The following is a 12,803-nucleotide window of genomic DNA, read 5'->3' as shown; positions in this document are numbered from 1 at the left end:
CAAATGAATGGATATAGTACTAAAGCCAATTCAGTTCTGAAAAAAGGTAAAATGTTGTACCTATGTTGTACCCAAGGTCAAAAATCGTGAAGAAAATCCCATTTTTTAAAATGAAAAAGCCGAAGATTTCTCTTCGGCTTTTGTGCGGATGACAGGAATCGAACCTGCACACCTCGCGGCATCAGATCCTAAGTCTGACGTGTCTACCAGTTCCACCACATCCGCATTTTAAATATTTTAACACTTTTTCTTAGGTTAAATCCTAAGTCTAGCGTGTCTACCAATTCCACCACGCCTGCATACTATTTTTAACGTACTTAGGACTCCCGTTAAAAACTTGCATCCTTATCTCTAAAAATGCGAGTGCAAATATAGGAAAGATTTTGAATATGAAAATCATTTTTGAAATAAATTTTAATGCTTTACTCATATAATTTTTAGCAGTCTCTTATTCAGCAACCTTCGAGACCTTATAAAGCTTTGTAGATTTGTTAGGAAATCATTCCTTAGCCATTCTGTATTTTTGCAAACAAGCACATAAAACATATGAAAGACATAAAAACTTACGTAGATAAACATCAAAAACGTTTTCTCGACGAACTTATAACACTTCTCAAAATCCCTTCTATTAGCGCAGATAAAGCCTATAAAAAGGAGGTGTTCAACACTGCAGACGCAGTAGCAGAACGCCTTAAAGAAGCGGGTTGTGAGCTTGTAGAAATTTGTAAAACTCCCGGTTATCCCATTGTTTATGGGGAGCTTATTAAAGATAAAAACCTACCTACCGTTTTGGTTTACGGGCATTATGACGTGCAACCGCCAGATCCATTAGACTTGTGGGACAGCGCTCCTTTTGAACCCGTAATCAAAAAAACAGAGCTGCATCCCGACGGAGCTATTTTTGCGCGTGGCGCCTGTGATGATAAAGGCCAGATGTATATGCACGTCAAAGCTTTAGAATATATGACGCAAAACGACGACCTGCCGTGTAACGTCAAGTTTATGATCGAAGGCGAAGAAGAAGTAGGTAGCGAAAACTTGGGTTGGTTTATTGCCCGCAATCAGGAAAAACTAGCCAACGATGTAATTCTAATTTCAGACACCGGAATGATCGCTAAAGATACACCAAGTATCACCACCGGTCTACGCGGACTCAGCTATGTGGAGGTTGAAGTTACCGGGCCTAACCGCGATTTACATAGCGGACTTTACGGCGGTGCGGTGGCAAATCCTATAAATATTTTGACCAAAATGATCGCGTCGCTTCACGACGAGAACAACCACATTACCATTCCCGGATTTTACGACAAGGTTGAAGAACTAAGTACCGAAGAGCGTGCAAAAATGGCTGAAGCTCCTTTTTCGCTAGAAAACTATCAGAAAGCGCTCGATATTGATTCGGTTTATGGGGAAGCCGGCTACTCCACCAATGAACGTAACAGCATCAGACCTACCCTCGATGTAAATGGTATTTGGGGCGGTTATATTGGCGAAGGTGCAAAAACTGTAATCGCCAGTAAAGCGTATGCAAAAATAAGCATGCGTCTGGTTCCCGATCAGGACTGGAAAGAGATCACCCAACTTTTCAAAACCCATTTTGAGAGCATTGCGCCAAAAGGGGTGCGTGTAAAGGTTAAACCGCATCACGGCGGCCAGGCTTATGTAACCCCAATAGACAGCATAGGCTATCAGGCTGCTGAAAAGGCGTATGAAAAAACTTTTGGCAAAACGCCTATTCCGCAACGCAGCGGCGGGAGTATTCCTATCGTTTCGTTATTTGAGCGCGAACTCAATAGCAAAACCATTTTGATGGGCTTTGGTCTGGATAGCGATGCAATTCACTCGCCTAATGAGCATTTTGGCGTATGGAATTTCTTTAAAGGCATTGAAACGATTCCGCATTTTTACCACGAGTTTACCAAGCTTAAAACTGCAGAGTAATAAGATTCAATACAACCCACAAAAAACCCGTTCAACTTGAAGCTGAACGGGTTTTTTAATTTTAAAAGTTCACTTTTGAACCTGGAATTCTAAATTCTGATCTGCGCATACTTAGCCTGAATAAACATAAACACGGCGTAAGCGACAAGACCAAGTGCTACAATACCCATTACGGCTGCACCAAAATTATCTTGTAAAAATTCAAAAGCAGCAACTTTTCCGCCGGCATCTGCACCATTACCTAAAGCTACTTTGAAAAATAGAAATGCCAAGATTCCGGAAACGATTCCGCGAGAGGTAAATCCAATTTTCCCTGCACGTATAAGTGCTTCACGCTCCTTTTGATCAAGGCTACTTTCTTTAACGTCTTCTCTAAATTTTCCGGAATACGCTTTATAGACTTGAAATACGGCTTTTCCTAAAAGGCAAACCGCTACAAAGCCTACCAAGTATGCTCCGTAAGGTTTAGACATCAAGGTAGAAACCGCCGAATTACCACCAGAACCTGAACTGCCGGAAACAACCATTTTTGCTGCTGTAAACCCTAAAGCTCCGTAGAAAATTCCGCTTACGATAAAACCGGCACGTTTCACAAAACCTTTAGCTTCACTCCAAGACTCCCCCGGCCCATTGATCGCCTCATAAAAACGGTAAAAGGCATAGCCAAATAAACCTATGGCTAAAGCACCTAATAAAACCTGACCAAAGGGTTGACCTGCAAGAAACTGCAATGCATTATCTTTTCCACTTTTGGTACCGCCTAAATTAAAAGCGGCCATTGCGGTTAATGTTCCTATTATGGCATAAACCGCACCTTTTGCCACCATACCCGCGCGGGCTAATTTTTCTTTTTTATTACTCATCATTTTGGAATTTAGTTAGTTGACCTCAATCTATTGATAATCAAAAACATTCGTTCCCAATCTGATGTTATAATAAACTAAAGGAAGTGCTAAATCTTCTTCACATAGTCGGTTACCAGAACGATTTGCTGCCCGTCTACTTTACCTTCAATATATTTTTCATTCTCGTGATCTAGAGAAATTCGGCGTACCGCTGTACCTTGTTTAGCCACCATACTGCTGCCTTTCACCTTAAGATCTTTAATCAACACCACAGAATCGCCTGCTTCTAAAACAACACCGTTACTGTCGCGATGCACCAAACCTTTAGTTTCTGTTTCTTCAGAAATCCCGGCTTTTGCCCAGGCTTTAACCTCTTCTTCCATATACATCATATCTAGCAAATCTTGCGGCCAGCCTTCTGCTTTGAGGTGATGCAGCATACGATAGGCTACAACTTGAACCGCAGGCACCGTGCTCCACATACTATCGTTTAAACAGCGCCAATGATTAGGATCTGCGGTTGCCTTATCTTCTAATTGCTTGCGACAGGTTTCTGAAATAAAAATATGGGTTTCTGCCTCGGGTAAATCTGGCGAGTTAGGAACTGCATATATATCGAGATCTTCGGTGCTTCCACTCAATTCACATACGTTACCGCTGCGGTCTCTTAAGTCTTGCTCTAAGCTCATGGTTTTTTGTTTAGCCTGTAAAGATAGTCTTATTAGAAAATCTGCCTTTTTGCAACAGGCGAAAAAAAGTACTGTATTTAGGAAAGTACTAACTTAAGCCAACATCGATCAAATCTTCTGTTTATGAACTTCTCCAGAGCATATCATCCACATTGGACTGCTGCAGAAAAAATCGTTTTCCGTTTTCTGTTTCTGTATTTCGCACTCTATATTCTGTTGCAATTTTTGTCTCAGCCTGCAGAACCGCTGGTGCGTTTAGCAGGACATCTCATCCTTGGTATTGAAAAAGAATTACATTTTTTTGCCACCGGTAGCGGCGACTCGACCTATGCGTATGTGCTGTTGTTTGTGAATTTTGTTCTCACGCTATTGGGTGTAATAATATGGACGGTAGTTGACCGAAAACGAACATCTTACAACACGCTGTTTTATTGGTTTCTGGTGGTTTTGCGTTTATTCTTGGCTATGATGCTATTGAGCTATGGTTTTGCCAAAGTATATAAAACTCAGTTTCCCGAACCTTCACTCATCCGTTTATTACAGCCCTTAGGAAGCTTTTCACCTATGGGATTGGCCTGGACCTATATGGGTTTTAGCGAAGCGTATAATATGTACACAGGAATGCTCGAAGTCTTGGGCGGATTGCTATTGATATGGCGTAGAACCACAACCTTAGGAGCTTTGCTTGTTGCCGGAGTGATGAGCCACGTCGTCGTGATGAACTTTACTTATGACATCCCGGTAAAACTACTTTCTATGCATCTCTTGGCGATGGCTTTGGTACTGGCTGCTACTGATTGGAAAAGACTTTACAGATTATTCTTTAGCAATCAATCTACAGCCCGTATAGTAGAATACAATCCTGTAAAAAACAGGATTTACGAAAAGATTAAAAGAGGTCTAAAGCTTACAGCCCTGTTTCTGTTTATTGGTATCTCAGTCTGGCAAGGCTACTCTGGTGAGCGCGAATATGGGGACAAACGAGCAAAACCACCACTATACGGAATCTGGGAGGTAGAAACCATGCATATAAACGACAGTCTCGTTGCACCTTTGCTTACTAACGAGCAACGCTGGCGTTATCTGGTTATTGATTATAAGGATCGATGCAGTGTAATGTATATGGATGATGAGGTCAAATGGCTCAATCTGGAAATCGACACCAGTCAATCAAAACTATCAATCTACGAGTATGATTATGAACAGTACAATAACTTCTCCTTTTCTAAAGAAGCAGATCGCTTAACTATAGAAGGAACATTAGGTCGCGACACACTGAAGATTAAAATGAAAGCTAAAGATCTTAACGAAATGCGCTTACCTAATCGTGGCTTTCACTGGATTAATGAATATCCTTTTAATCGTTAAATCTTCAGCGTTAGGGATTGAAATGAAAAGCCTTCCGCTTCCAATTAGACCGCCCGCCACTTCTTAATTTTCTGTAAATCACAGAAGCAAATGTTCTAGTATTCAATAAAATATTTAACTCTACACTTGTAGAATTGAAATTTATTTCTACATTTGTAGAATACATTCTAAAAACATAGAACTATGAGCCTTTCTAATGCCGAAGAACAATTGATGCAAATTTTGTGGAAACTAGAAAAAGCATTTATGAAAGACCTCATCGATGCGTATCCCGAACCCAAACCAGCCACAACTACAATTGCAACCTTACTCAAACGTATGCAGGATAAAGGTTTTGTAGACTATGTGCAGTACGGGAGATCACGAGAATACTTTCCGTTAGTAAAGAAGAACAGTTATTTCTCAAAACAAGTGAACGGAATGATCAAAAACTTCTTTAATGATTCGGCTGCGCAGTTTGCTTCGTTCTTTACGCAAGAAACCGACCTGAGTCAGAAAGAATTGGAGGAGCTCAAAAAATTGATTGATGAACGCCTAAAATCTCAAAAGTAATGACTGCCTACCTCATCAAATCCATTTTGTGCTTGTTGGTTCTTTGGGGCTTTTACAAAATCGCTCTAGAGCAAACTGCAGCTCATCAATTTAAACGCTTCTATTTACTGGGAAGCCTGGCAATCGCACTTGCATTACCCTTGATTACGTTTTCTTATACGGTTGAAGTTGCTCCACAGCCCGTGAACACAGAGAACTTTATGGCACCAGCCGAATTTAAAGATGCTCCGGTTGCTAAGCCAGTAGCTGAATCTACAAATTGGCTACTCATTAGTTCAGGCATAATTTACGGTGCTGGCGTTCTACTATTTGGTTTCCGGTTTTTACGCAATCTGTTACACTTACGCGAAAAAGTGCGCCATAACGAACACGTAAAAGCGACTTCACACATCAATGTGTTGCTGGTAGAACACGTGATTCCGCACTCGTTTCTCAAGTATATTTTTCTACCCAAGACCGACTTTAAAAATAACGCCCTTCCTGCCGAAGTTTTGCAGCACGAACAAGCGCACGTAATTCAAAAACACAGTTGGGATATCCTTTTTATCGAATTCTTACAGGTGGTTTTTTGGTTCAACCCACTTTTGATCTTACTTAAGAAAAGTGTAGCGCTCAATCACGAATTCTTGGCAGATCAAGCCGCATTACAACAAGAAAACAACATTACTAACTATACCAATCTTTTATTTAACTATTCGGGAGGTGCTCATCACACTGCGTTAAGTAGCCCGATCAATTATTCATTAACTAAAAAACGAATTCTTATGTTATCAAAAACCCGCTCGGTCAAAAAGCTGGCCACCCGTCTTGCACTCTTTGTGCCCGTACTCGCTTGTTGTATTTATTTCTTTAATCAGGAAATTGTGGCAAAGCCTATAGGAGTTCAAAATGAAGTAAAAACCGTATTTGAAAACATAGAAGTTTTTCTTGATCAAGAAAGAAACTTATACGTCAATGGCTCACCAACAAGCTTTGAAAACTTAGATTCAGAATTAGCGCTCCACAATATGAGTTTTTCTAAAAATGAACGTAAAAAGAATATTATCTCTTCAATTTTCATCCCACCAATCACAAAGACAAAAACAGTTAGCCTTATCACCGACGCACTAGAAGCTTATGGTGTCAAAAAAATAGATATTATTGCTGAACCTTTTCCAATTCCACACAACGCTTCTAAAAAAGAGATTAAAAATTACAATCAAACCTTAGAAGAATACAATGATTCTTACAGAATGGCTCAAGCCAGTGTAAATGGAAAAGAGAGCGGAATCGTTCACGTTATTGATGTAGCCATCGATAAAAACCAAAATATCTATTTCAACAATGCTCAAGTAGCTGTAGAAGATTTAGATGCAAAGATTGAAACTATATTAAAAACAATTCTTAAAAACACGCAACCGGAAGATATCACACTTCGATTAAAAGTTGATGAAAATCTTCCGATGGGTATTATGACCGATGTAAAAGAGCTATTTCGTCAACGAGGAATTTTAAAGGTGATTACGACGACGGCTCAGGAGCAAAAAAAGAACAACCCGATAATTGCAATTGGCCAAACCGCTTCAATTAAACAGCGCATTAGCGATAGCGCGCAAGAAGAAAAAGTACTAAAACTTACGGTTGCAGGATCACGAGTATGGCTTAACGACGAGGAAACTTCTGTTGAAAATTTTGCTAAAGACCTTGATGCTTTGAGTAAAAACTGGACGCTAAACGAAAAGAAAAACTTCAACATCCATGTGAGAAGTTCGAACCCCGACAAAGGTGTTTGGAAAGGATTACAAGAAGCTTTTGAAACCACAGCGCTTTATTTTGAAACCAAAGCGCTTTATAAAGCCAATCCAAAAAGATTGATACCACCGCCACCTCCACCGGCTCCGGCACCACCAAAAGCAAGTTCAATCCCTGCACCGCCTCCGGCGCCAACTCCTCCAACAGCACAGACGCTGCCACCACCGCCACCACCACCGGCTCCAGTAAAACCTGAATCATTTACTGAAAACAACTACAACCTATTGAATATTAAGCTGTCTAACACCAAAGCTATTGAGGTAGAAGGAAAAGCAACCACAATTACAGCGCTTAAAACATTCATTGAAAAGAATTTTCAAGACTGGGTTCAAAACACCACAGAAAAAAGACGCGGCGTTATTTTTAATTTACCCAAAGGCGTGGCTGAAAGTCAAGCACATAAAGCCTACAAAGAAATTCAGGATTTTCATATCAATGGCTTTCAGTTGAAAAAGGAAGGCGCTGATTCAGAATTACTGCCACCTCCACCACCACCTGCTCCTGAAGAAATGGTACGTTTAGCTAAAGACAATATTTACTACAACAACAAAAAGATTTCGGCTGAAAAAGCCCGAGAACTTATGAAGAAGAAAGAGCAGTACGATATCTTACTTAATTCTAGCAAGGGCAGTTATGTATTGATCATCAAGGATAAATAAAAAACCACCTCGAAGTAAGTCCAGAATTAGAGCTGGATTATCGAGTAAAGCTTTTGCAAGACCTCAAATTTTATCAAAAAACGCATCATTCTTTATGATGCGTTTTTTTATCGCAATACTTTTCACTATTTCAGCGTTTTAGCACTTAACGATTTCTTTTGTGCGTAATCTTTTAATCGCGACATTTGATATTCATCAATCATCATATTATGCTTAAAAAATTTTTTATTCTTTGCTCAGGAGCAGACCATGTGCTTCTAGATTCTTGTGCTCCCGGCGAGCAAAATAAGTATGCCGGGATTGGCGCTACCGTATTTTTTACTGCGTTAATGGCCTTTATCGCTTCGGGCTATGCGTTATATACCGTTTTTGACTCGATCCCAATGGCGATAGGTTTCGGCTTTGTCTGGGGATTACTCATTTTCAATTTGGACCGCTTTATTGTTTCCACCATTAAAAAACGGGATAATTTCTTAGACGAATTTCTCCAAGCCTTGCCGCGTTTGATTCTTGCTGTGATTATCGCAGTAGTAATTTCAAAACCGCTTGAACTTAAAATTTTTGAAAAGGAAATTGATCGCGTGTTGTTAGAACAGAAAAACGATCTAACGCTCGCCAATCAAAATCAGATCGCCGATCAATTTACTCCGGCCGTTGCTGCATTAGATACCGAAATTGAAAACTTGAAATCTGAAGTCGTTACCAAAGAAACAGAAGTGAATGCGCTTTATGACATTTATATTACAGAGGCCGAAGGTACCTCTGGCACCGGAAAACTAGGCAAAGGACCTGTTTATAAAGAGAAACGAGAAAAACACGATGCTGCTCTGGCAGAACTGCAACAGCTGAAACAAACCAATTCTGAAAAGATCGCTGCACTCGAACTGGAGAAAGCTTCTTTAGCTTCAGACTACGAAACACGTGTTTCTGAAACCCAACCTATTATTGATAATTTTGATGGTTTAATGGCGCGTATTGACGCTTTAGAAACCTTGCCTTGGCTCCCTTCATTTTTTATCTTTTTACTGTTTCTAGCCATTGAAACCACCCCGATTTTCGCCAAGCTCATTTCTCCAAAAGGAGAATACGATCTTAAGCTAGCAGATGCTGAGGGCGAACTCAAGTCGTGGACGACACAAAAAGCGAATCAACGTAAAAATCTAATTGATGCAGACAACGTCATTAATGATAAAGTCTACGGCGATCTTACTGAAGAAGACGAACTCTACAATTACAAAAAGAAAATGGCTCGGGATCTGATGCAGAAACAACAAGATGCTTTTTACAAGCGGCAGAGTAAGTTGTTGTAGCTTTTTTGAAATCATAACTATTGAAATGCTGAAACAAATTCAGCATTTCAATAATTGTTGTCAGTTCGAGTATTTCTACAATGCCCTAGCATTGTGGAAATGTATCGAGAACTAGAATCTGCGATCAGGGTTATAAACGCCTAGATCTAAAGAAGGTTTTTTGCCATCAATGATTTCTGAAACCAAGAGTCCGGTTCCCGGGCCTAAGCTCCATCCCATCATTGCGTGACCTGCGGCAATGGTTAAGTTTTTCCATTTTGAAGGTCTGCCTATGTACGGCAATCCATCTGGAGTTACCGGTCTCAAGCCGCATTGGGCTTCGTCTTTTTCCTGCTCAGAGATCACCACATTATTAAAATAGCGCGGCACCGCCTCGGCGATCGCTTCAACACGGGCTTTATTAATATTATGATTGATTCCGGCGATTTCCATGGTTCCTGCAAAACGCGTAAAACCATTCATAGGCGTTACCGCAACTTTTGCTTCGCACAAGATCGAAGGTAAAGTGATTCCGGTTTCAGTTTCAGAATTGATGCGATAACCTTTACCCGCCTGCATCAAAATTTTTAACCCTAATTTTTTATTCAACTCGCCGGCCCAAGCTCCGGTTGCCAAGATCACTTCATCAGCAACAAAAGTCTTTCCTGATGCAGTTTTTACATTAGAAAGGGTACCGCTTGACGTATCAAAATCGGTTACTTTTTCGTTCTTAACAAACTGCACTCCTTTGGCCTGCAACAGTGTTTTCAGCTCTTCCATAAATTCGCCCGGAGTGGTATGATGATCGCATTCATAAAACGCCGCACCTTTGATATCTAAATCGGCATTAGGCATTTTTTGCTGAACTTCTTCCGCAGAAAGCATACGCGCCGGCAAGCCTTCTTTATTGGCTAAAGCCAAAACATGCGCCTCTTCTTCAAGCATATGTTCGGTTTTACACATCATAAGCAAACCGTCTTTCTTAAGCTGAAAATTGAAATTTTCTTCCGCTCTAATATCTGAATACAAGTCCCGCGACAACAAATTGATATCTCGAATCGCCGGAATGGCTTTAGATACATTTTTTTCTGAACACGAATTGTTAAACGCCATCGTCCACTTAAGAAAATCGGCGTTTAAGCGCGGTTTAATATACAACGGACTCTTACTGCTGAACATCCACTTGATGCCTTGCTGCATCACACCGGGAGCCGCTAACGGAATAATATGACTTGGCGTGAGGTAACCTGCATTCACGTAGGATGCACCAGAATCCATACTTCCTTGATCGATCACCGTTACTTCGTGCCCTGCCTTTTGAAGGTAGTAAGCCGAAGATAAGCCAATGATTCCACCTCCAATAATTACACATTTTTTGCTCATAATTAGTCCAGATTAAAGTCCCAAAGGGTTTGTTTGTCTAGTAAATTCTCGATGAAATAATTCCATCTTTTTTTCTGAAAATAAGTATTGTATTTACCGGTATAGCCGTGACGCTGACTCGGGATGATCAACATATCAAATTGCTTATTGGCTTTGATCAAGGCTTCAGCCAATTTAAATGTCGCCGAAGGATTTACGTTATCATCGATCCCACCATGAACCAGTAATAGTTTTCCTTTTAAATTAGGCGCCATCGTGATGTTTGACACTTCCTCGTAGCGCTCATCAACAGGATAACCCATATACATCTCCGGCCACCAGGCTTTTTCCATTCTAAAATCGTGATCCCCGCTGCTCGCCACTGCCACTTTATAAAAATCAGGAAAAGCCAACACCGCATGCGCCGCATCAAAACCACCTGCCGAATGCCCAAAAATTCCCACACGCTCAGCGTCTACATAGGCGTATTTTTTGCCCAAATAGTTAATAGCGTTCACGTGATCACGCAGGTTATCTCCCATATTCATATAAGAAACATCCCGAAAAGCTTTAGATCTCCCTGCAGTTCCCAGACCATCAATAGCCACTACGATAAAGCCTAAATTAGCCATCGCCTGATTGCTCAACGCCTGACTGAATGTTCTGGGGAAACGCTGCGTATGCGGGCCGGTATAGGTCGCATCAATAACAGGATATTTTTTTGAACTGTCAAAGTTTACCGGCTTCCAAAAGGCGCCGTAAATTGGGGTTTTATCATCTTTACCTGTTAGTGTAAATACTTCAGGCATTTGCCAGCCTTCCGCTTCAATTTGTGCTGTATTGGCTGTGGTTAGGGTCGCTGTGATCTTTCCATTCTTCTTGCTGCGCAATACGGTTTTTGTAGGTTGGTCTACCTTTGAGATCGCATCTACAAAATAATCAGCATCCTCAAAAAATGTGATCTCGTGATTGGCATTTTCTGGGGTTAGTTCCTTTATTTTTCCCTTTAAAGAAACCCGATACAATTTCTGATGGTACGGATTCATCGCTGCATCAACGCCCGAAGCGGTGTAATAAATCACTTTGTCCTTTTCATCGATGTGCACAATATCGTTTACTACAAACTCACCGTTAGTCAACGATGTGATTTTACCACTGTTTTTATTGACTAAATACAATTGCTTCCAACCCTCACGTTCAGAAAGGACCACCAGATCATCCCAACCTTCGATCTCACGATAGTTGAAATTATCAATACTGGTTTGTGTAGCTTCTTCATAAAGCGGCTGCACAGTTTCTTCATCAAGATCAACCATTTTTAAAAACTGCTCTTTGTAACCGCGTGAACGATAGGAAGCGATCATTTTATGCGGCTCCTTATCTTGAAATTTCAACCAGATCCCATTGACGTGCACTTTTTTAGGAAGATCGATTGCCAGTTGCTTTTGGCTTTCGACATCAAAAAACACCGGTTTATACGTCACCATCGTCGTGTCTCCCGGAGAACCGCGGTAGTAACTTAATAATTTGGGTTTGTATAAACTGTCTATGCTGTAATCCAGCAGATACATTTTTTCTGCATTGCGCGTATCTACGACTTGCGTCACAAGATATTTAGAGTCTGGCGACCATTGCACACCAAAATGCTTAGGACGCTCAGTTCCTTCGCCTTCGATGATGTCAAACCAGCCAATACTACTCGCATAATCATAACCTTTTTGACCATCGGTCGTTAACTGAATTTCCTCATCTGTTTCTGCATCACGAATAAATAAATTATGATCTCGGGTAAAAGCGATCCACTTTTTGTCTGGTGAAGTAGACTCCATTTGATTGCGCCAATCACGAGAATTCCTTGGTGTTTTTTCTTTATTCTTCTCTAAAGATGTTCCATCCCAAGTAAAGCGTGTATTCTCAAATTCAAAGCTTAAGCCATCATTCGTTTTTTCAATTTTTGAGACCGAAAGCTGATCTGCAGCCTGATCCGTATTCAAGATTTCACTTAAAGCTTCTGCCAATTTTGACTGATCAAAAAGCGGTTTTACTTCTGAATCTTTAAAAGAAACCGTTTTATATTCCTTACCTGCTTCGGTATAATTCACAAACCAAATCCCTGAATGATCTTCAAATTCGTGTACCGCGGTTGATACATTAAAAACTTTTTTATTCCATAGATTACTATAGGCATAATCTGCAGCCTGCTGATAATCGGCTAAGGTCATTTGCTCTTGTGCCAGAGCAAAAAAGCTGCTGAACAATAGCCCGACAACAAGCAATAATCTTGACTTGAAAAACTTCATAAACTGA

Annotated in this window: 9 protein-coding genes and 1 tRNA gene; 5 read left to right on the top strand and 5 right to left on the bottom strand. The window is 40.6% G+C overall.

The features are described 5' to 3' along the window. Positions 1–143: 143 nt before the first annotated feature. A tRNA-Leu gene (locus tag WA338_RS02245) sits at positions 144–225 on the bottom strand. Positions 226–546: 321 nt separating this feature from the next. Here WA338_RS02245 and WA338_RS02240 point away from each other — a divergent pair. Then, on the top strand, positions 547–1,941 hold the full coding sequence (locus WA338_RS02240) for a dipeptidase (protein ID WP_272985417.1): 1,395 nt from the start codon (positions 547–549) through the stop codon (positions 1,939–1,941). Between the two features lie 89 nt (positions 1,942–2,030). Here WA338_RS02240 and WA338_RS02235 read toward each other — a convergent pair whose 3' ends face one another. Further along, positions 2,031–2,807, bottom strand: a complete 777-nt coding sequence (locus WA338_RS02235; protein WP_230199228.1) for a DUF1206 domain-containing protein — start codon at positions 2,805–2,807, stop codon at positions 2,031–2,033. An 86-nt stretch (positions 2,808–2,893) separates the two neighbouring features. After that, complete coding sequence (locus tag WA338_RS02230) at positions 2,894–3,475, bottom strand: PhnA domain-containing protein (RefSeq protein ID WP_009778847.1); 582 nt, start codon at positions 3,473–3,475, stop codon at positions 2,894–2,896. 123 nt (positions 3,476–3,598) lie between these two features. On the opposite strand from WA338_RS02230, the gene WA338_RS02225 reads away from it, so the two are divergent. The 4 genes from WA338_RS02225 (at position 3,599) to WA338_RS02210 (ending at position 9,155) form a co-directional block, all read left to right on the top strand. Continuing rightward, positions 3,599–4,843: a DoxX family protein gene (locus tag WA338_RS02225; RefSeq protein ID WP_009778846.1), complete on the top strand. Its 1,245-nt coding sequence runs from the start codon at positions 3,599–3,601 to the stop codon at positions 4,841–4,843. A gap of 183 nt (positions 4,844–5,026) precedes the next feature. Continuing rightward, the gene (locus tag WA338_RS02220) at positions 5,027–5,395 is read left to right on the top strand and encodes a BlaI/MecI/CopY family transcriptional regulator (RefSeq protein ID WP_009778845.1); all 369 of its coding nucleotides are present in this window, start codon (positions 5,027–5,029) and stop codon (positions 5,393–5,395) included. Continuing rightward, positions 5,395–7,845, top strand: a complete 2,451-nt coding sequence (locus WA338_RS02215; protein ID WP_009778844.1) for a M56 family metallopeptidase — start codon at positions 5,395–5,397, stop codon at positions 7,843–7,845. The genes WA338_RS02220 and WA338_RS02215 overlap by 1 nt, the downstream gene beginning before the upstream one ends. A gap of 209 nt (positions 7,846–8,054) precedes the next feature. Then, complete coding sequence (locus tag WA338_RS02210; protein ID WP_009778843.1) at positions 8,055–9,155, top strand: DUF4407 domain-containing protein; 1,101 nt, start codon at positions 8,055–8,057, stop codon at positions 9,153–9,155. 111 nt (positions 9,156–9,266) lie between these two features. Here the strand turns inward: WA338_RS02210 and WA338_RS02205 are convergent, their stop codons facing one another. Further along, positions 9,267–10,517: an NAD(P)/FAD-dependent oxidoreductase gene (locus WA338_RS02205; RefSeq protein ID WP_272985422.1), complete on the bottom strand. Its 1,251-nt coding sequence runs from the start codon at positions 10,515–10,517 to the stop codon at positions 9,267–9,269. Positions 10,518–10,519: 2 nt separating this feature from the next. Continuing rightward, positions 10,520–12,796, bottom strand: a complete 2,277-nt coding sequence (locus WA338_RS02200) for a S9 family peptidase (RefSeq protein ID WP_272985424.1) — start codon at positions 12,794–12,796, stop codon at positions 10,520–10,522. Positions 12,797–12,803 lie beyond the last annotated feature (7 nt).

Source organism: Leeuwenhoekiella sp. CH_XMU1409-2 (assembly GCF_037029365.1).
In the GTDB taxonomy this organism is placed as follows: Bacteria; Bacteroidota; Bacteroidia; order Flavobacteriales; family Flavobacteriaceae; genus Leeuwenhoekiella; species Leeuwenhoekiella blandensis.
Note: the sequence above shows the minus strand (reverse complement) of the source record. Positions and strands in the feature narration are given on the sequence as shown.